Below are 20,461 nucleotides of genomic sequence, written 5' to 3'. Positions count from 1 at the left end.
AACCCTAAACAAAAGGTATAGGTTAAACGTCGACTTCCCTAAGTTGCGGCATTATTTTTTTACAGATTGATCACTTGAATGGTTTTTCTGTTCATCTTTTACGATTTGTTGATCTATTTCTTTTAGTGGCTTATTGATGTTAAAAGAACTAGGCAGCACATCAACCCCCACCCATCGTCCTAACTTCACAACCAAAGGAATTGTAATGGGTGCAAAGGGTAAAACAGCAAATACCCCAAGCCCTAATCCCTTAAGAATATCAACAAATTGACTATTCGCCTTTGCTAACTCTTCTTTAGTCACATCACCTTGGGTATAACGACGGTAAATTGAAAGCATTTCTTTAGTTTCGTGTTTTTCTTGCGCCAAAGCAATTTTTAACGCCACCATCGCGCGCTTAAAACGCAAATGCTGGCGCCTCTTACCTATTTTGACAACGCGAATAGGTGCCCGGTGAATTACTTTGTATAATTTCATTGCGGCATTTTCACATAGCCGAGCGTGTTCACAAAGTAGAATTTACATTTGCTGTGATATACTTTCTCTACTTAAAAACAAATGAAATCGTACCTGTTAAAATGAACCCACACGCGTGTCAACCAAAAACACAAGAACAACCCAAAAAACCACAAAGGCCTGCTTCAGACGAATGCTGTGGAGGCGGCAGTTGTTGCCCATGTGTATGGGATGAATACCGCGATGCATTAAAGCAATGGCGCGAATTAACAACTCAAAACACTCCTGATTCATAATATTCTTATGAGTCTATGAAAAAATTAAATTAATTTTTAAAATAATCGGGCCGATCAGGCTTAAGTTTGAGCAAATCGTATGATGCCCACCTAAAAAACTCGTTATTTTTCAGGTAGGTTAGCAACTTTTAATTTTCCTCTATATAAAAAACAAAAAAACCTTTCTTTTTAACATCTTGCACAACTGGTTAACAATATGTATAAATAAATCACACGGTTTAGTTTACAACGCTAAAATTAGTGTGAAAATTATAATAATTCTAACTGGGGAAATTAGAATGAAATTGAAAAACAACATGTTAAACAAAGCAGTTAAACTTGCATTGACGACCACAACAGCCGGCTTATTTATGTCTGGTACTGTTATGGCTGAAGAAGCGCAAACGACTGTAGTAAAGAAAAATGTAGAGAAAATAGCCGTTGTGGGTACGCGCTCTGCGCCTCGCTCAATTGGTGACTCACCTGTTCCTATTGATATTATCGGTGGAGAAGAATTAGGCAAATCAGGTAACACTGACATGCTAGAACTCCTTAAAGGGTCGGTGCCTTCTTTTAACGTTCACCAAAACCCTATCAGTGATGCTGCATCACTGGTTCGTCCTGCTAACTTACGCGGCCTTCCATCTGACAGCACATTGGTTTTATTAAACGGTAAACGCCGTCATCGTGCATCAGTTATTGCTTTTTTAGGTGGCGGTATTAATGATGGCGCCCAAGGTGCTGATATCTCAGTTATTCCTAGCATTGCGTTGAAACAAGTGGAAGTACTGCGTGATGGTGCTGCTGCGCAATACGGTTCAGACGCCATTGCAGGTGTTATGAACTTTGTGTTGAAAGATGCCTCTGAAGGCGGAAGCTTTGAAGTACGCCAAGGTGAATACTTCGAAGGCGACGGCGATACAACACAAATCTCTGGTAACGTCGGTTTACCGTTTACTGATAGCGGTTTTGCAAACTTGAGCTTTCAATATAAAACGGCCGATGCTACAAGCCGCTCTGTCCAACGCCCTGATGCCGCAGGACTTGCAGCGGCAGGTGTTCCTGACGTTTCTTCATTAGCACAGATCTGGGGTGCACCAGAAGTTAATGACGATATCTCTATTTTTGGTAATGTTGGTTTAGAGCTAACCAATGACTCTGAGTTTTACATGTTTGGTAACTATTCAGAACGTGACGTACGTGGTGGTTTCTATTATCGTAATCCACACACTCGCCCTGGCGCTTACTCAAATGACGGTGGCAAAACACTGCTTGTTGGTGATTTAACCGGCGACATGAGCGGTAACTGCCCAACTGACATTGCAATAGATGATAATGTGTTAGACAACCCTGATTACATTAACCTTGTTGCTAACAACCCAGACTGTTTTGCATTCAATGAAATGATCCCTGGTGGTTTTACACCAAACTTCGGCGGTAATATCACCGATACGTCATTAACAATTGGTACCAAAGGCGAGTTTACGGGTGGGTACCTTGAAGGTGCTTATTATGACTTAAGTGGTACAGTGGGTCTTAACGAGTCACGCTACTTTATTTATGACACTATCAATGCGTCATTAGGTCCAGAAACGCCTCGTGATTTTAGCCCTGGTAAGTATTCTCAACTTGAGAAAAACTTTAATTTTGATTTATCAAAAGGTTTCGATTTTGGTCTAGCATACGATGTTAACGTTGCGGGTGGCCTTGAATGGCATGAAGAAACATTTACTGTTACTTCAGGTGATGTTGCTTCATTCACAGCAGGCCCATTGACTGAGCAAGGGTTTGGTATTGGTTCTAATGGTTTCCCTGGCTTTAAGCCGTCAGATGCGGGGGAATATACACGTCGCAACTACGCAGCTTATATGGACGTGGAAGCGCCATTCACAGAAGAATTTTTACTGGGCTTAGCACTTCGTTTCGAAGACTACGACTCATTTGGCTCTACAACAAACTACAAGCTTACGGGTCAATATCATTTGACCGACGATTTGAATGTTCGTGGTTCAATCAGTACGGGCTTTAGAGCACCTACGGTTGGTCAGGCTAATGTTAGTAATGTTCAAACAAACTTAAGTAGTGGTGTATTAGTGGATTCTGCGCTTTTACCACCAACAAACCCAATTGCGGTTCAATTAGGCGGTACAGAACTACAACCTGAAGAATCACAAAGCTATACCTTTGGTGCTGTTTATACTATTGGCGACTTATTTTTCACCGTTGACTACTACAACATTCAAGTAGAAGACCGTATCAGTCAATCAGATAAAATTGAGCTAAGCCAAGCTGATAAAGACACGCTAGAAGCCGCAGGTGTTCCAAATGTACAAAACTTAGCGCAAGTAAGCTTTTTTACTAATGACTTTGATACGACCACACAAGGTGTTGACTTAGTTGCTAACTATTCTGCGGAATTACTGGGTGGTAGTTCAACATTTAGCTTCGCCTATAACTGGAATGACACTGAAGTCACTCGCTCAAGCCCAATTACAGGTGAATTTAAAGTAAGCCGACTTGAAAACGATTTACCAAATCATCGTTCAACATTGAGCTGGGCTCAGCAATGGGAAAGCTTCTCTGCATTCACTCGCTTAAACTACTATGGTGAATACCAGGGCGTGCACGTTGATTATGATGCAACAGCTAAAACAGCAGATGCAGCATTTACATTAGACGCAGAAGTGACTTACTTCTTAAATGATGAAATGAGCTTCTCTGTAGGTGCACAAAATTTACTCGACCAAGAAGCAGAAAAGTTAGATTTCTTTAATGCGACGCAAATCCCTAACAATAACTGGGGTGGTAAATATTATGAAACATCGCCTTATGGTATCAACGGTGGTTTCTACTACGTAAAAGCAACGTATACTTTCTAACCTAAGATTGTAACGTCAATTAACGTCTCTGGCGAAATGTAGAAAGAGTTCTCTTTCACATTTCGCCTTTTTCGTTTTATAGTGACAAAAAAACAAATATATAAACGCATGCTACTGAAAAAAGCCAATGAACTTCTCGCACAAAATAAATTAAAAGACGCTGAATTTCATTATAAAACAATACTAAAAACCGACCCTCAAAACGGCGGCGCCTTATTTGGTTTAGGCCGAATAGCACTTCGTTTAGGACGTTTTGATGCAGCGGTGTATCTTTTGCAAAAAGCGTGTGAACGCCTTCCTAACATGCTTGAGCCATTGCATGCTCTTGCTGATGCATTTAACGGCGTGAACTCCCCTGAAGATGCGTTAAAAGTATTAGAGTATGCAAAATCTCTGGCAAGCCATAACCCTGATCCGCATTACTATCTTGCACAGCATTACCTTACCCATGGTGAACTAGATAAAGCGCATACCACATTTGCCCAAGCACTGAGTATCGGACTTTACCCCGTTACTGCCTACATTCTGTACGAGCTTGTTCAATTGGGTCGTTTTGATAAACAACACAACTACATCAGTAATTTGCACCACCTGTTAACACAAACGAATAACTTACGGCTAAAAATGGTGTGTTATTACGCCTTAGCTAGAAGTTATGACACACTTGATGATATCGACCAAGCTGTAAATTATTATAAGCTCGCTAATAACCTACAGTTTCAATTGACTGATTTTAAAACGTGGCAGTTAAATGATTTTTATAGCGCGTTGATTGAGCACCACCCTGCGTCAATTTTTGCTGATATAGATAAACACTTTACAGGGTCTGTTACTCCTGTATTTATTATTGGCATGCCGCGCAGTGGTTCAACACTATTAGAGCAGATTATTGCCAGTCACAGTGAATGCGCGAGCATTGGTGAAGATACAACAATCAGCAGAGATGTGGTACCGTTTATAGAACATAAAACACAACTATCATACCCAGCCTGTGTCATGGCATTGACGCCTGCAATAATAGAACAAGCCCGCGACATTTATACACAAAGGTTAAAGCAGGCTAAACCTATTCGCCAATTCATGATTAATAAATTACCGGCTAATTACCAATCAATGGGGTTAATTAAGTTGCTTTTCCCAAATGCAAAATTTATTGATATGCAACGTAATTTTGAAGCAACAGCGTGGTCAGTTTACAGCAATTATTTTGCTGAAAATGAGCCCTACTTTTGCTCAATACCTGAGTTCAAAACATACTATAGTTTATATCAATCACTCATGGAGCACTGGCATCGTTCGTTTTCACACTCCATACTTACAGTACAATATGAAGAGCTTGTGAACGATCCTAACGTTCAACTCAACACCGTGTTTGATTTTTTAGGCTGCGAATTTGAACCCACCTGCCTCGACTTTTATAAGTCCAAAAAACCCGTTACAACACTGAGTAAAGGCGCTGTTCGCGAACCAATAAACACCAAAGCAACAGCGCATTACAAACGCTTTGATAGGGCGCTACAGCTTTTACTTAATGAGCCGCAAACCAACTGAGCAAATCTGTAAACTGATCATGTTTTGCGTTCGGGTGAGTCAGCATATTTATGTGATCATAATCATGCTTATGTCCATGCCTGCGGCCATAAATTTGCAGTGACTGCTTGCCTTTGCCCGACTCGTCCATAAACTTTTGAATATCGATAGGCTGGGCCAAAGCTTTATCTTTTACACCCGCAATATGTAAGGTGGGGGGTAATTGCATCTGACGAACCACTTTTGCGTAATCAAAGCCGTCGTCAGAATCTACCCATGGTCGTCTTTTTGCCCACTGCATGCTTTGATAGTGAGACTTTTGTGTTTCATCGTCACTACCCCACCTTAATTTTTTGGCCGGCAGGTAGCCGTACTTTTTAGCTAAAATAGGCGCTAAAAAATACCAAATAACATTACCTTGAAAATATTTTTTTGGGTGGTGATTATACAGAGAGCGCTTAGTGCCAAAATACGCGCACGCTTTTACCTCATTGATGTAGTTTGGGTAACGTGCAAAAACGCTGTTCATCAACACGCCTCCCCATGAATGCGCAACCCAATATGAAGGCGGTGCTCCCTCAAGCTCTTTAATTTTAGCAATATAAGCGGGAATATCTTCAGTTATAGCTTCTGTTTGTCCGTACTGGGCCCTTGGTGAAATAGCAGGACGGCTCTCTCCCCTGCCTCGTAAATCTGCAACATAGCAAACATACCCGTGCTCAGCTAAAAATGGCGCCAAGCCTTTATTACTGTGGGTATAAAATATTTTGCCATTTTCAACGGCGCCGTGAACAAACAACACCGAAGGGCCTGATTTAGTCGCATTATAAATGCGCCTTAAATGTAATGTTTGCTGTTCGTCGAGCTGAATATATATAGATTCTTGGGTTACAGACATAGTCGCATACCGTGTTATTATTTTATCCTTTAATGCAACTCATCCTACCAGTATTTAAAAAATATAACACTGCTAATTTTACAGCACTTTTGCAATCAAAATGATAAACTACCCTCTTGTTCTCTCTGCAAATAGTACCCATGAAATCTGCGCCTAAAAAATCAAAACTTCATCCTCGTAATCGCCATAACCAAGGGTATGACTTTGCGCTGCTAACACACAATGAGCCTGCACTATCAACGTATTTAGTTGAAACACCTACAGGTCAAAGAAGTATTGACTTTAGTGACAATAAAGCAGTTAAAACGCTCAACCAAGCCTTATTAAAAAGCTATTATAATGTCGATTTTTGGGACCTGCCGGCGCATAACCTGTGCCCCCCGATCCCCGGGCGCGTCGATTACATACACTACCTCGCTGATTTAATTGCGGATGATAATAACGGCGTGATCCCAACAGGAAAACAAGTAAACGTTTTAGATATTGGTACTGGCGCCAGTTTAGTTTACCCGCTCACAGGCAGTGCTGAGTATAATTGGGCATTCACAGGCACAGACATTGACCCCGTTTCAGTTAAACTTGCAAAGCAACTTGCGCAATTTAATCACCGTAAAATGAGTATTAAATTACAAAAAGATCCTAAACACATTTTTCAAGGTGTCATTAACGCAAAAGATTTATTTCATCTAACGCTTTGCAATCCGCCTTTTCATGCCAGTGAGCAAGCAGCCGCACAAGGTAGCGAACGCAAGTGGCGTAACCTTGGTAAAGCACCTAAATCAACGCTTAATTTTGGTGGCCAAAATAACGAATTATGGTGCGAAGGTGGCGAGGTAAAATTTATAACAACCATGATCAACGAAAGTACAGACTTTTCAGAGCAGTGCTTATGGTTTACCTCCTTAGTGTCGAAAAAAGAATCGCTTCCAATCTTACAAGAGATATTAAGCCAACACCCTGTAGCCGAAGTTAAGGTCGTAGACATGGCACAAGGTCAGAAAGTAAGCCGTTTTATCGCGTGGTCTTACTTTGACAAAACAACACGCGAAGAAATATGCCAAACGTTAAGCTAAAGGCCCAAATAAGGAACTCAAAATGATCGACTTTCGTTCAGACACGGTTACCCAACCTTGTGATGCAATGCGCCAAACCATGAACAATGCCCCATTAGGTGATGATGTTTATGGCGATGATCCCAGTGTTAATGCTCTCGAGAAATACGCCGCGCAAAAGCATGGCTTTGCCAGTGCATTATTTTGTAGTTCAGGTACTCAAGCTAACTTATTGGCGTTAATGGCGCATTGTGAACGTGGGGATGAATATATCTGCGGCCAACGTGCCCATAACTATAAGTTTGAAGGCGGTGGTGCAGCCGTACTCGGTTCGATTCAACCGCAGCCAATAGAAAACGAAGCAGACGGCAGTCTATGCTTAGACAAAGTAAAAGCGGCGATTAAAGCCGATGACTTTCACTTTGCTAAAACCAAATTAGTCAGCCTTGAAAATACCATTGGTGGCCAAGTGCTTTCCCTTGAATACCTTAGCAAGGCACGTGAGTTTGTTGATGCGCATAAACTTGCGCTGCATTTAGATGGCGCAAGAGTCTATAACGCGGCAGCTAAACTGGGTGTCGATATAACACGTATAACGGGCCACTTCGATTCAGTCTCGGTGTGTTTATCTAAAGGTCTTGGCGCACCTGTAGGCTCGGTGCTGCTTGGCAGCGAAGCGCTTGTTGCAAAAGCACGCCGCTGGCGTAAAGTGCTTGGCGGAGGTATGCGCCAAGCAGGTATGCTCGCAGCGGCCGGGCAATATGCACTTGAACACAATACTAAGCGCTTATCCGATGATCATGACAATGCGTTGTATTTAGCAATGCAACTCAACACCCTCAGTGGCTTTAATGTAGAGCTTAATAGCGTAGAAACAAATATTGTCTACGTAAATGTCGATGCCAATATTGACTTAGCGGTTATGTGTCAACGATTAGCAACTCAAAATATACTGTTTTCACCCGGAACCCCACTTCGTTTAGTGACACATTTGGGTATCACTAAAGAGTCGGTCAATACGTTTATACAGGCATTAGCGGCTGAGATTTAACGCCGCTTTATAATGTTTGCGGCAAACTGAGACATAACGGTCATTGCCGCCAATTTCTACTTGATTACCATCAGCAATCGCTTGCCCATTTTCATCTGTTCGCAGCACATGGTTTGCTTTACGACCACAATGACACACGGTTTTTAGCTCAATTAATTTGTCAGCCCACGCCAATAAATACTGTGACCCAATAAAGAGCTCGCCTCTAAAGTCATTACGCAAGCCATAGCACAATACAGGGATCCCCAGTTCATCAACCACATCCGTTAATTGTAAAACCTGTTTTTTTGATAAAAATTGACTCTCATCGACTAAAACACAGTGGCGTTTTTGTTCTGAATTAAGGTTTTTTATGAGTTCAAATACATCTTTATCTGCATCAAAAGTATGCGCGTCAGCTTGCAACCCTATGCGTGATGACACTTTACCCACACCGGCTCTATCATCTATCGCAGCAGTTAATATCACAGGCTCCATGCCTCTTTCGCGATAATTAAATGCCGATTGTAGTAATGTGGTTGATTTACCCGCGTTCATTGCAGAGTAATAAAAATACAGCTGAGCCATCTATTTACCTTGAACTGATCACCATAAAAAAGAGCAAGTATGCTAGCGCATATTCGCCCTTTCATCACCTTTTATATGCCATCCTGAACAAAAACAGTTATTCATCGGCCTTTTGAAGTCTCGTTATTATATCCCTTCATGTTTTAACAACCACTCTTTTCGCTCTAGCCCACCTGCATAACCTGTTAATTTACCGCTAGCACCAATAATACGATGGCATGGCACAATAATACTGATTGGATTTTTACCATTGGCCGCCCCAACTGCGCGAACAGCTTTAGGATTATTTAACGCATTAGCGATATCACTGTAGCTTTGGGTTTGACCAAAAGGCACCATCATTAACGCCTGCCATACCGACTGCTGAAACGCAGTACCTTGGGTATCTAAAGAAAGCGAAAAACTCTCTCGTTGCTTATTAAAGTATTGCGCTAACTGCTTTGCACATTCAATAATATGCTTGTTGGTGACTTGCTCAATGCTTATTTGCGGGTGTTGCGTCGGTGGATAAAAACCAACGTAACTGACCCCTTTATCTGTTGCTTGGATAATAATAGAGTCAATGGGGCTTGATATGCTCGTTTGAATTACATGCTTGGGCTTGTTCATACTAATTGCTGCCATAGTTGAAATGTTAAGTAGCTGCGAAAAGGTGAACAGCTATCAGTATCAAAATGCGGTGCGCTAGCTTGCGCTTTTTTAACACCTAAATCACCATCAAGTAAAATATCTGGCTGACTTTGTCCTCGCAGTTTTGCATAGTTCACAGTCCATGGGCCTATTCCTTTGAGTTCTAACCACTCGTCTAAATCCTCACAATGAGGATGTTGCACACAAAACTCCGCCAGGTTCCGCAGTGCATTTTTTCTTGCTTGCGGCATTTTGAAGAAGCTCAGCTCACTGGCTGCTACGGCATCTGGGGTTGGAAAATATATGTGCTCATTGTCTTGTTTATCACCCAGCTCACTCACTAAAAGCGCCACTAAGTTATGAGCAGCCGTCACACTTACCTGCTGTCCTAACACCGCTCTGATCCCCGCCTCAAATGAAGACCAAATACCGGGCAGTCTCAGCCCTTTAGTTAAAGAAATCGCGTCATTGATATGCTCATCTAAATGGCTCTCAATTAAAGTAGTATCAGCATCTAAATCCAGTACGCGGCGTATAATCATTAAAACTGGATGCAAATAACGTGGCTCACTTATTTCTATCTCAACTAAAAAACAATGCTTTTCTTGTTCGAATCTAGCTGTAAATTGCCCTTGATATAACTCAGTCTTAAAGCTTCGCCCATAGCTACACTCTGTCAACCATTCAATCGGTGTAATCAAGCGTTTGGCTAAAAATTGGTGTAATGCTTGCCAGTTATAAGGCGGGCGAAAAGGTAGCTTTAATTTTATGGTCGATTCGCTGGGTTTAACACTGGTCCGCATTTTACTTGGGCAAATATGTAGTTGCTGCAAAAACGCATCGTTAAAACGTCGAATACTATTAAACCCCGCTGCAAAAGCAATATCAGCAATAGGTAAACTGGTTTCTTGTAACAACCTTTTGGCAAAATGGCATTGATTAAAAATACGATATTGCGTTATTGAAATACCAAAGTGTTGACTAAATAAACGCCGAAGGTATCGGCTGGTTACACCTAATCGATCTGCTAACTTTTCGCAGCTTTGCGGCTCGCTAAAGTTACTGTCAAGAAGCTGTTTAGCACGTAGTGCCGTGGTTTTTACGCCTTGCCATGCACTACTCCCTGGCGCACTATCAGGGCGACAACGAATACACGGCCGAAAGCCTGCTTGGGCAGCACTGTGCGCATATTGATAATATTCGACGTTGTGCTCTTTTGCGGTGGGAGCAGGGCAAATTGGCCTGCAATATATACCTGTGCTTTTAACAGCAATAAAAAAGAGTCCGTCAAAGCGATGATCGCGACTTTGACGGGCATGTTGCCAATGACGAGTATCCATAAATTAATGCTCAAACTAACTGCTACTGGCAACTAGATTACGCGAAAAAAAACAGTTTACTAGCCATTTTCGGCACTCAACGTTTAAATTGCAGCAAGGTAGCGACGCTGCACTTCGTCCCAATTAATAACATTATAAAACGCTGCAATGTATTCTGGACGACGGTTTTGATATTTTAAGTAGTAGGCGTGCTCCCACACATCTAATGCTAAAATAGGCGTATTACCCTGCATCAAAGGACTATCTTGGTTCAAGCTGCTTTGAACCACTAGCTCTTTATTTTCAGTAACACATAACCACGCCCAACCACTACCAAAGCGACTTACAGCAGCATTGGTAAATTGCGTCTTAAAACTATCAAAATCAGTAAATGCACTGTCAATTGCCTGAGCCAATTCGCCTTGCGGTTCGCCTCCCCCATCAGGGCTCATAATAGTCCAAAATAAGGAATGGTTGTTATGGCCACCAACATGCTCTTGCACCGCTTTTTGTAATGACTCTGGTAGTGTCGTTATTTTACGTAATAATGTTTCTGTGTCTTGCTGCGCGTAATGAGTCCCTTCAAGCGCTGCATTGGCTTTATTTATATAGGTTTGGTGATGCAATGTATGGTGTATTTCCATAGTTTTAGCGTCAATATATGGCTCTAATGCATCGTACTCATAAGGTAGTACAGGTAGTGTGTATGCCATGATTACTCCTTTAAGGCTTAAGGTTTGTTGATCAATGCACGGTTGCAGCTTGATCAAATGAAAAACTTAACGTGTAATTTATTTGTTCAATCAAATGTGGGTGATGGCTGTGCATCTGGGCAAATTGGACAAGTTCTAAATAGGTTTTATGGTGATGATGTACCACAACAGCTCGCACCGAATTACACGGATGCTCAATAAGGTGGCTCAAAGTAAGGTGTACATTGCACAACCATTTACAAGCCTGTTCACATTGATTCATAGCACGGTAGGTATCGGCGAGGTTATGGGCTGCAACCACTAATGCCGGACAACAATGTTCAATTGCACCGATAACCGACTGGCAAACTTTTGCTCGACTAAACTGGCTTAATAGATGGGCTGCAAGAGTGTGCGCTGTGGTGTATTTATCTCTTGCTTCAAGCAAAGCTCCGCGTTCAAAGGCATAGTTGCCCGCCATTATGTTGGATTGCCAAGGAGTCAGTGCTTGATCGACTTGTGGTAAGTCTAACTTGTCATTAAGTTGAGGGCGTGCCATTAAATCACCTGCACAAAATTATATTGATACGTTTAACTTACACAGCAACACAACTTAATGCAAATGATTTTTATTTATATTGCGATTTCAGCATTTAGCAAAATCGCTCAATTCTTGCCCTGTTAATCGGTAGATAATCCACTCATCTTGTGGCTTTGCGTTAATGCTATTATAAAAATCAATCGCAGGTTTATTCCAATCCAATACTACCCATTCGAAACGACCACAGTCTTTACTAATTGCTTGGCGTGCTAGGTGCTTCATTATTAATTTGCCCGCTCCTTTACCTCTGCTATCGGGGCTCACATATAAATCTTCTAAGTACAGACCATTTTTACCAAGCCACGTAGAGTAGTTATAAAAATAAACAGCAAAGCCAATTGGCGTATCGCCCTCTAAACAAATTATGCTATGTGCTGTGGCGTCATCACTAAACAAGGTGTTTAAAATTGCTTGCTCATCAGTTTTAACCGCATCGGGCTCTTTCTCATAAATGGCCAGCTCAGTAATAAAATGAAGGATAGTAGCAGCATCTGAAGGCTGAGCATCCCTAATAATTATCGATTTAGAAGTGTTCATTGTTTTAGTATTGTCCTAATTTATCTTTTAATCTGTCTAGTTGAATAGGTTTTGCTAGGTAGTCATTCATGCCAGCCGCTAAACAATTATCGCGATCGGAATCCATTGCATTAGCTGTTAAAGCAATTATAACAATGTCTTGGTGCTTAACCCCAGCTTTGCCTTCACGAATAGCCTGTGTTGTCTCAAACCCGTCCATTATAGGCATTTGGCAATCCATTAATACCAGACTAAAGTAATGTTCTGGCGATTTTGACAGTGCAGTTAAGGCTTGAACACCGTTTTCAGCTAATGTGTAATCATACCCTAATTTATTCAGCATGAGTTTTGCGACTTGTTGATTAATCGGGTTATCCTCAACTAACAAAACACGATGGTGCTGGTTTTTTTTATTCATCCTTAAAGATGAAATGTAACTCGACGTTACCAAAGGCAAGTTACCCAAATCCGCCTTTTGAGTAATAACAGCCATCGTCGCAATTAAGTCAGCCGTGGTAATTGGTTTTGGGAAATAAGCCTGAAACCCTGCATCGCTGTATTTTTGTGCGCCTTCCATGCCAGCAATACTGGTCATCATTACCAGCGGCATATTTTTAATATTATCATCCGCCTTCATTATGCGGCACAGCTCAATACCATTCATTTTGGGCATTTGCATATCAAGTACAGCAATATCATAAAGCGGCTTATTTTCTTCAAAGCACTTTTTGCACAACTCAAGCGCTTGGTCAGCATCACTAGCAAGCTCAACACTTGCCCCCCAATGTTCAAGCTGTTGGCTAATAACAATTCTATTTGTTTCATTGTCATCTACAACGAGCACTTTAAGATGGCTTATATCTGCACTTGGCAAGCTTTGTTGGCTTTCAACCCCTCCGCGCAAAGTGAACGTTGCGGTAAATTCACTCCCTTTACCCACTTCACTGTGGACACTCACTCTTCCACCCATAAGCTCTGTTAACTGCTTGCAAATAGCTAAACCTAAACCGGTGCCACCGTATTCACGAGTTGTCGATGCATCCACTTGTGAAAATGGAGTAAACAACTCTTTTTGTTTCGCCACGTCTATCCCGATGCCCGAATCTTTAACGCTCACAGTCAATTTATATTCATCAGCGTTTGATTGTACATCAGCACTGATCACCACTTCGCCAGCGGGTGTAAACTTAACGGCATTACTTATCAAATTTGTTATAACTTGGCGAATACGTCCTGGATCACCCTTTAGATCGGCAGGCACAACACCTACAACATCTAAGATAATTTCAACATTTTTACCCTGTGCAGAATGTGCTTGGGCTTCGGCTATTTCGCCCAGTAAATCACACGCATTAAAATTAATACTTTCAAGCTCGATTTTACCGGCTTCAACTTTTGAGAAATCTAAAATATCATTGATGACCGAGAGCAAAGAATTCGCACTATTTTTAGCAATAGAGACTTTGGTTTGTATTGGTTTATTTAAGGGCTCTAACTCAATGAGTTCAAGCATGCCTAATACGCCATTCATAGGTGTTCTTATTTCATGGCTCATGGTCGCTAAAAACTGGCTTTTTGCAAGTGCAGCTTCGTTTGCTTTTGCCAAAGCAACTTTTAGTTTTTCAGCCGTTTGCTTACGCCGTTCAGACATTAAAACACTGCCAATCAGTGTAGCCAGTGACCGCAAGTATGTTTCTTCATTCTGACTCCACGCCCGAGTTTCACCCACACATTCTGCACTTAATACACCTAAAACCCCCTCTCCTGTTGATATAACAGTATCAAGTATAGATTTAATATTATGTGCCTTAGTGTAGTCTTCAACAAATTCGGACGTGGTGGAATGAACCGTTATATCTTCAATAGCAACAACGCCATTATCAAAGAGCGTGTTATAATAAGAAGGATAATCACCCACTCTCAATGTTAAATGCTGAGGTTGCACACCCTCTTCGCTAATGTATAAACTCATGCATTTCATTTCTTGTTTATGAGCATCAAATAACCAAATAGACGCCCGTTTAACATCGAGTACATCACACATTGCATGAGTAATTATATCTTTGACAAGCTCGAAGCTCCCTGTTTGTATCTCTGGTGACACAGTTAAACTGGCTAAGTTTTTATTGTATCTATTTGCTTTAATACTCTCTAATTCAAGCCGTTTATGTGTATCTATGTTTTGGAATGAACCATAAACACGAACGCATTGTTGGCCTTTGAATTCACTTTGGCCTATTGATCTTACCCATCGTTCTTTGCCCGTTTTAGTGATGATGATCAGATCAACATCCCAACTTTTACCTTGGCTCACAGCGCGTTCAAATAATCCACTAATGGCTTCTCTGTGTTCACCCGCTTTATAAAAGTTGAGTGCTTGATCTAAAGCAGGCTCAAAATCAACATCAACCTCATGAATGACTTTAACCTCTTCAGACCAATAGAGCGTGCTTTTTTCAAGGTCAACTTCCCATGCACCAATTTGACCCTGTTTACTCATTGCTTCAAGCAAACTTTGTTGGCGAGAAATCTGAGATTGGGTTAGGTATCGTTCAGTAATATCTAATATAAAGCCATCTAAATACAATACATTACCTTGTGCGTCATAAACCGCCTGCCCTTTTTCATGCACCCAACGAATACTGCCATCCAACGCAATTAATCGAAACTCGATTGACCACGGTGCTTGTTTTGCCACTTGCTGATGCACTTGCTGCTCAACAGTGACCACATCATCTTGGTGTATAAGTTGAGTAAATTCAACGCTGTAATTATTAACAATGTCCAGCGGATCATAGCCCGTTATGGCTTTGGTTTGATCGCTCATATACAGCATTGTCCAGGTTTTATCATATTTACAGCGGTATACAATGCCAGGAATATTCTCAACTAAAGACGTGAAACGATCACGCCCTTGCTTCAGTTGAACTTCAATTTCTTTTCGATCAGTAATATCGAGATGAGTACCAATCATACGTTTTGGTGTGCCATCGTTGTTCCATTCAACAACACGTCCAGTGTCTAAAATCCATATCCAGTGACCATTTCTATGCCTCATCCGTGTTTCAGCCACGTAGTAATCCGTTTGACCACAGAAGTGCTCAGATAGCTTTTTCTCTGACTCTCTCAGATCATCAGGGTGTGCATTATCAAGCCAAGTACTTATTGCTGGTTCAAGCTCATCCAGTGAATAGCCAATAATCTCAGCCCAACGGTTATTAAATGTCACCTTGTCGGTCTCAATATTCCAATCCCAAATCCCCACCGCAGTACTGTCAAGCACCAGCTCTAATTGCGTTTTGTGCTGCTCCAACTCAAACTCTTTCTGTTTGAGGGCAGTAATATCATTACGGATAGCAATGAAACTTTGTGGGTACCCTCGCTCATCTAGAAATGGAGAAATAGTTGTATCAACCCAATACAAATCACCCCTTTTTGATTTATTGCATATTTTCCCACGCCATACTTGGCCACTTTTAATCGTTTTATAAAGTGTTTCAAAAAAGCTCGCGGGGTGTTCGCCTGAGTTCAAAATGCGATGATTCTGACCGATTAATTCAGACTCAGCGTAGCCACTAATTTCGCAAAATTTTCGATTTACAAACGTGATTGTCCCTTTTACATCCGTAATCGCAACAATCGAGTGTTCGTCTAGTGCTGCCTTTTGATCTTCCAACTGCTTCAGTGCGCCTTTGAGCGCATCGCTTTGTTGCTCCAAATCAGTTTGTTGGTTTGCTTTATTTATGACAAGTTCATTTAGATCTGACGATAACTGGTATAGCTCTACACTGTCGGTAAAAATCGGAATATGCCTTTGTTCCCCTTTACTGACTTGCTCTGTTGCTTGAGCTAACTTTATTAATGGATTTGATAAACGTCGACCATACCACCAAGACAAAACCAGAATTGCAAGAATGGCTAAGGCGTTAGCTAAAACAGCAACTTTTTTAAAATCTTCGCCACTTTTTATAATAGCCTCGGCAGGCTTAACAATTAACAATTCCCACCCAGCTGACTCGGCAAAATTGATGGGGACTAAACTTGCGTAATAAAGTTCATCACCCATTTTTTTATAAGAAAAAGCGGGGCCTTCATGATATGCACTGTTTAGCGGTGTAGATAATAGAGGGGGGTTATTTCCTAGGAGCACACCACTTTGAACAACGTAAAAATTAATATCACCGCGTGCACCTGCAATATCTTGCAAGCTGTTTAATAGACCATTTAAGTTAATTTCAACAAAAGCAATGCCTGTAAGCTGCTGACTATTATCATATTTAAAAATAGCGATAAAATGCTGATTACCAGGCTGTTCGGACGAGATAAACGCGCTTGCCCTGCCCCGTTCTAATGCTTCAAGCAGACTGTTTATTTGGTTTGTATCAAATTTTTTAGAGAGTTGTCGGCTCAGTGAAACGGGTTTACCAGTTTGCATCAATAACAGATCAATATCATTGACGAAGTCATAGCGAGCAATGAATTGCTCAATAATATACTGTTTATTCGAATCACTATCATCTAATTGATCTTTGAGTAAGTATAGGCTTTTTAGATGATCATCAAACCATGTATCAACAAACTGTTTACCTACATAGCTTAAATTATTCAGTTCGCTTTCTGCATTTCTTTTCAATAAATCGGTAATGTAATTAAAACTAAAAAACGACAACAATAATAATGGTGAAAGCGCAATAACAAAGTAGGTAAAGATTATTTTGCTACGTAATGACTGGCCTTTATAATTACTCTTTTTTTGGGTCATACTATTTTAACACCAACCTATAAGTCGCTTATCTATTAATAATGCACTAAATAGAACAAGACTCAAGTATAGCGCCTGTGCAATTTAGTGCATAAACCCCTTTCTAACGTTTGAAAGGGGGCGTACTAAATTTAGTATATAGGCTTGGTATAACAAACAAATTTAAAAGTGTGGCGGTGAATAACCCCCCAACAATCACGCTCGCAAGGGGCTTTTGTATTTCAGCGCCAACCCCTGTCGACAGTAACATCGGCAATAAACCCAGCACAGAGGTGAGCGCTGTCATAAGTATTGGCCGCAATCGCGAAACAGCACCATTGTAAGCAGCATCATGTAATGACTCACCTAATGAAACTCGGTGGTTAATACTCTCAACCATGACAACACCATTTAAAACAGCCACGCCAAATAAAGTGATAAAACCGATTGAGCTTGGAACAGATAAGTATTGCCCGCTAACATACAAAGAAACGACACCGCCAATAATAGCCAGAGGTACATTTATTAAAATCAGTGCAGCATGGGAAATCGACGAAAACGCAAAGTACAGCAACACTGCGATGAGTAATAATGAAACAGGAACAACCACGGATAAACTGCGTTGTGCACGTTGTTGGCTTTCAAATTGGCCTCCAATTTCTATCCCGTAACCTGTGGGCAAGTCGATACGCTTTTTGATATTCGAACGAATGTCAGCAACCACTGAGCCCATATCACGGCCTTGAACATTTGCTTGAATCACAACCGTGCGCTGCACATCATTACGACGAATTTGCACTGCCCCTGACTCAATCACAACGTCAGCCACATCCGCCACTCTTACAATTGCACCCGAATCAGACGCTATGCGCAAGTCACCGATAGCTTGCGCACTGTCACGGAGATCCTCTTTAATGCGAACATAGATATCATAGCGTTCGTTGGCATTTATTATCTGTCCTGCAGATTGTCCCCCAATGCCATTTTGTACCAGCGACATAAGATCGCCCACAGAAAGGCCATAACGCGAAAGTGCCAAGCGATTTGGCTTTATGACGAGTTGCGGCTCACCAGTAATTTGCTCAAGCGCGACATCTTGGGTGCCCTTGACTCTTTTAATGACCTCCTCTATTTCTTGGCCTTTTGCTGCCAATATAGCTAAATCTGTGCCAAAGAGCTTTATCGCTAGCTGCGCTTTAACGCCTGATAGTAACTCATCCACACGCGTTGCGATGGGTTGTGAAAAGTTAAATAGTAAACCTGGAAACTGTTGGAGCTTAGCCTGCATTAACGTTTGCAGCTCAACCCTATTGCTGGCACTTTGCCATTGTGAAATGGGTGTAAGACCAATATAAATTTCAATGTTGTTAACAGGTTCAGGGTCGCCGCCAAGCTCAGGGCGACCAATTCGACTCAATGCATATTCAACCTCAGGAAACGTAAGTAACATGGCTTCTAATTTTGGCGCAACTGACAAGGTGGTGTCTAAACTTGCCGACGGTGCAAGCGTCACCCTCAGATTAATAGTGCCTTCTTCTAACTCAGGAACAAACTCAGTGCCTAGTTTCGGTAGTAAGTATCCAGCAAATATAACCAATGTCATTGCAAGCAATATGACCGTTTTTACTCTACTCATGGCCCAACTTAGCCCCACCCTATAGGCAGATTCTATTGGCATTAATACAGCGCTTTGTCGTACTTTTACACCGCGCTTAAATACATAAACGGCCAGTGCTGGCACAACAACCAACGCAACAACAACCGCTGTCATAACTGCTAACATGATTGATACTGCCATAGGTTGAAATAACTTAGCTTCTACCCCTTCAAAACTAAACAAGGGCATAAACACCACTAAAATAATCAGTGCAGCAAAAAAGATTGGCCGAGCGACTTCCTGCGAAGCCAGCTTGATAATACTGGGTAAGTCCACCGAACCTTGTTTTTTACTTGTTAAATGGCGAAATATATTTTCAACCATCACCACTGAGCCATCAACTAACATGCCTATCGCAACCGCGATCCCGCCCAATGACATTAAATTTGCAGATATTCCTAACCAAGCCATTATGCTCAACGCCATGCCAATCGAAATTGGTATAGACAACAACACCAACAGTGTTGCCCTCAGGTTCATTAAAAATAAAGCCAATACAACAACAATTAAAACAAACGCAAATAACAGTGCATTAAGCACCGTGTTCACCGCGTGTTTTATAAGGTCTGCTTGATCATAAAGTGGTTTAAATGTAACACCTTCTGGCAACGCTTGATTAATAAGCTCAATGCGTTCTTTGATACCATCAATCGTCTGCTTTGTATTGGCGCCAATGCGTTTTAATACCACCCCCGTTACCACTTCACCACGATTATGGGTAACCCCCTTTTTATCTTTTATGCTCATAGTGGCGGCACCTTGACGTATTTCACTGCCAAGGCTAACGTCAGCGACATCCGCAACAGTAATAACAGTGCCTGCTTGCGTTTTTAATGGCGTATTCGCAATATCGTTTATCCCTTGCTCTGCTGCACTAAACCAGCCAGTGCCACGAATGACCAATTGTTCTTGCCCTCGATTTAAATACCACCCACCTGCATTTTGGTTATTTGCTTCAATGGCATCAACAACATGTTGCTGATCAAGTTGATAGGCTAACAATTTATTCGGGTCGACATTAACGTGATATTGCTGAACAGCCCCGCCAAAAGATAATACTTCTGTTACTCCATCGATCGGCAATAAAAGTAGTTTAACAACCCAATCGTTTAAACTACGTAGCGTCATTGCATCGATATTTGATTCAGGCGAGGCCGATAATAAGTATTGATATATTTGCCCTAAACCAGACGTATTCGGCCCCATCTCTGGTAACCCGACTCCCTCAGGTATAAAGGCTTTTGCAGCTTGTAGACGTTCAAACACTAATTGTCTGGCAAAATAAATATCCACGCCTTCTTTAAACACAACCGTAATACCAGATAAACCGGTTTTAGATAGTGAGCGTACCTCATCAACATCAGGCAAAGCATACATGACCGCCTCAATAGGATAAGTAATTAACTGCTCAACTTCTAGCGCAGCTAATCCGGGCGCCTGTGTATTAATAGCGACTTGTACATTGGTCACATCGGGAAACGCATCTAAGTTTAAGCGCCCCATGCTCATTACACTTACCACAATGAAGAGTATTAAACTAAGCACCACCATAAGCCGGTTATTCACTGCTGCGTGTATAAGTTTCGTAAACATAGTG

15 protein-coding genes are annotated in these 20,461 nt (G+C 41.5%); 5 read left to right on the top strand and 10 right to left on the bottom strand.

The features are described from left to right. Positions 1–51: 51 nt before the first annotated feature. Entirely contained in the window at positions 52–477 is a 426-nt protein-coding gene (locus tag ATS75_RS04330) for a hypothetical protein (protein WP_058559206.1), read from the bottom strand. A gap of 101 nt (positions 478–578) precedes the next feature. Here ATS75_RS04330 and ATS75_RS20065 point away from each other — a divergent pair, with 101 nt between their 5' ends. The 3 genes from ATS75_RS20065 (at position 579) to ATS75_RS04315 (ending at position 5,161) form a co-directional block, all read left to right on the top strand. Further along, positions 579–752, top strand: a complete 174-nt coding sequence (locus ATS75_RS20065) for an oxidoreductase-like domain-containing protein (RefSeq protein ID WP_082665421.1) — start codon at positions 579–581, stop codon at positions 750–752. 278 nt (positions 753–1,030) lie between these two features. Then, positions 1,031–3,610: a TonB-dependent receptor plug domain-containing protein gene (locus ATS75_RS04320; RefSeq protein WP_058559204.1), complete on the top strand. Its 2,580-nt coding sequence runs from the start codon at positions 1,031–1,033 to the stop codon at positions 3,608–3,610. Between the two features lie 108 nt (positions 3,611–3,718). Then, a complete protein-coding gene (locus ATS75_RS04315) occupies positions 3,719–5,161 on the top strand; it encodes a tetratricopeptide repeat-containing sulfotransferase family protein (RefSeq protein WP_058559565.1) in 1,443 nt (480 codons plus the stop codon). Here the strand turns inward: ATS75_RS04315 and ATS75_RS04310 are convergent. After that, the gene (locus tag ATS75_RS04310; protein WP_058559203.1) at positions 5,139–6,038 is read right to left on the bottom strand and encodes an alpha/beta fold hydrolase; all 900 of its coding nucleotides are present in this window, start codon (positions 6,036–6,038) and stop codon (positions 5,139–5,141) included. The genes ATS75_RS04315 and ATS75_RS04310 overlap by 23 nt on opposite strands. A 140-nt stretch (positions 6,039–6,178) precedes the next feature. Here ATS75_RS04310 and rlmF point away from each other — a divergent pair, with 140 nt between their 5' ends. Together rlmF and ltaE are read left to right on the top strand one after the other, a co-directional pair. Continuing rightward, positions 6,179–7,111: a 23S rRNA (adenine(1618)-N(6))-methyltransferase RlmF gene (gene rlmF / locus ATS75_RS04305; protein ID WP_058559202.1), complete on the top strand. Its 933-nt coding sequence runs from the start codon at positions 6,179–6,181 to the stop codon at positions 7,109–7,111. 22 nt (positions 7,112–7,133) lie between these two features. Then, the gene (ltaE, locus tag ATS75_RS04300; protein WP_058559201.1) at positions 7,134–8,141 is read left to right on the top strand and encodes a low-specificity L-threonine aldolase; all 1,008 of its coding nucleotides are present in this window, start codon (positions 7,134–7,136) and stop codon (positions 8,139–8,141) included. On the opposite strand, the gene ATS75_RS04295 is transcribed toward ltaE, so the two are convergent. From ATS75_RS04295 to ATS75_RS04260, 8 genes are all read right to left on the bottom strand, one after another. Continuing rightward, positions 8,124–8,708, bottom strand: coding sequence for a thymidine kinase (locus ATS75_RS04295; protein ID WP_058559200.1), 585 nt, complete (start codon positions 8,706–8,708; stop codon positions 8,124–8,126). The genes ltaE and ATS75_RS04295 overlap by 18 nt on opposite strands. A gap of 126 nt (positions 8,709–8,834) precedes the next feature. Beyond that, complete coding sequence (locus ATS75_RS04290) at positions 8,835–9,317, bottom strand: methylated-DNA--[protein]-cysteine S-methyltransferase (RefSeq protein ID WP_058559199.1); 483 nt, start codon at positions 9,315–9,317, stop codon at positions 8,835–8,837. Then, the gene (locus ATS75_RS04285; RefSeq protein ID WP_058559198.1) at positions 9,314–10,678 is read right to left on the bottom strand and encodes a DNA-3-methyladenine glycosylase 2 family protein; all 1,365 of its coding nucleotides are present in this window, start codon (positions 10,676–10,678) and stop codon (positions 9,314–9,316) included. Before ATS75_RS04285 ends, ATS75_RS04290 begins: the two co-directional genes overlap by 4 nt. 83 nt (positions 10,679–10,761) lie before the next feature. Beyond that, on the bottom strand, positions 10,762–11,370 hold the full coding sequence (locus ATS75_RS04280) for a superoxide dismutase (RefSeq protein ID WP_058559197.1): 609 nt from the start codon (positions 11,368–11,370) through the stop codon (positions 10,762–10,764). 31 nt (positions 11,371–11,401) lie between these two features. Next, positions 11,402–11,908, bottom strand: a complete 507-nt coding sequence (locus tag ATS75_RS04275) for a hypothetical protein (protein ID WP_058559196.1) — start codon at positions 11,906–11,908, stop codon at positions 11,402–11,404. An 87-nt stretch (positions 11,909–11,995) separates the two neighbouring features. Continuing rightward, positions 11,996–12,487: a GNAT family N-acetyltransferase gene (locus ATS75_RS04270; RefSeq protein WP_058559195.1), complete on the bottom strand. Its 492-nt coding sequence runs from the start codon at positions 12,485–12,487 to the stop codon at positions 11,996–11,998. Positions 12,488–12,491: 4 nt separating this feature from the next. Further along, positions 12,492–17,228: a PAS domain-containing protein gene (locus ATS75_RS04265; RefSeq protein WP_058559194.1), complete on the bottom strand. Its 4,737-nt coding sequence runs from the start codon at positions 17,226–17,228 to the stop codon at positions 12,492–12,494. A 103-nt stretch (positions 17,229–17,331) separates the two neighbouring features. Further along, the gene (locus tag ATS75_RS04260; RefSeq protein WP_058559193.1) at positions 17,332–20,457 is read right to left on the bottom strand and encodes an efflux RND transporter permease subunit; all 3,126 of its coding nucleotides are present in this window, start codon (positions 20,455–20,457) and stop codon (positions 17,332–17,334) included. Between the last annotated feature and the right edge of the window lie 4 nt (positions 20,458–20,461).

Source organism: Pseudoalteromonas sp. H105 (assembly GCF_001469215.1).
Lineage (GTDB): Bacteria > Pseudomonadota > Gammaproteobacteria > Enterobacterales > Alteromonadaceae > Pseudoalteromonas.
Note: the sequence above shows the minus strand (reverse complement) of the source record. Positions and strands in the feature narration are given on the sequence as shown.

Coding starts and splice junctions, on each gene's coding strand:
- ATS75_RS04330 (WP_058559206.1), bottom strand. CDS start 477: ATGAAATTATACAAAGTAATTCACCGGGCACCTATTCGCGTTGTCAAA.
- ATS75_RS20065 (WP_082665421.1), top strand. CDS start 579: ATGAACCCACACGCGTGTCAACCAAAAACACAAGAACAACCCAAAAAA.
- ATS75_RS04320 (WP_058559204.1), top strand. CDS start 1,031: ATGAAATTGAAAAACAACATGTTAAACAAAGCAGTTAAACTTGCATTG.
- ATS75_RS04315 (WP_058559565.1), top strand. CDS start 3,719: ATGCTACTGAAAAAAGCCAATGAACTTCTCGCACAAAATAAATTAAAA.
- ATS75_RS04310 (WP_058559203.1), bottom strand. CDS start 6,038: ATGTCTGTAACCCAAGAATCTATATATATTCAGCTCGACGAACAGCAA.
- rlmF (WP_058559202.1), top strand. CDS start 6,179: ATGAAATCTGCGCCTAAAAAATCAAAACTTCATCCTCGTAATCGCCAT.
- ltaE (WP_058559201.1), top strand. CDS start 7,134: ATGATCGACTTTCGTTCAGACACGGTTACCCAACCTTGTGATGCAATG.
- ATS75_RS04295 (WP_058559200.1), bottom strand. CDS start 8,708: ATGGCTCAGCTGTATTTTTATTACTCTGCAATGAACGCGGGTAAATCA.
- ATS75_RS04290 (WP_058559199.1), bottom strand. CDS start 9,317: ATGAACAAGCCCAAGCATGTAATTCAAACGAGCATATCAAGCCCCATT.
- ATS75_RS04285 (WP_058559198.1), bottom strand. CDS start 10,678: ATGGATACTCGTCATTGGCAACATGCCCGTCAAAGTCGCGATCATCGC.
- ATS75_RS04280 (WP_058559197.1), bottom strand. CDS start 11,370: ATGGCATACACACTACCTGTACTACCTTATGAGTACGATGCATTAGAG.
- ATS75_RS04275 (WP_058559196.1), bottom strand. CDS start 11,908: ATGGCACGCCCTCAACTTAATGACAAGTTAGACTTACCACAAGTCGAT.
- ATS75_RS04270 (WP_058559195.1), bottom strand. CDS start 12,487: ATGAACACTTCTAAATCGATAATTATTAGGGATGCTCAGCCTTCAGAT.
- ATS75_RS04265 (WP_058559194.1), bottom strand. CDS start 17,228: ATGACCCAAAAAAAGAGTAATTATAAAGGCCAGTCATTACGTAGCAAA.
- ATS75_RS04260 (WP_058559193.1), bottom strand. CDS start 20,457: ATGTTTACGAAACTTATACACGCAGCAGTGAATAACCGGCTTATGGTG.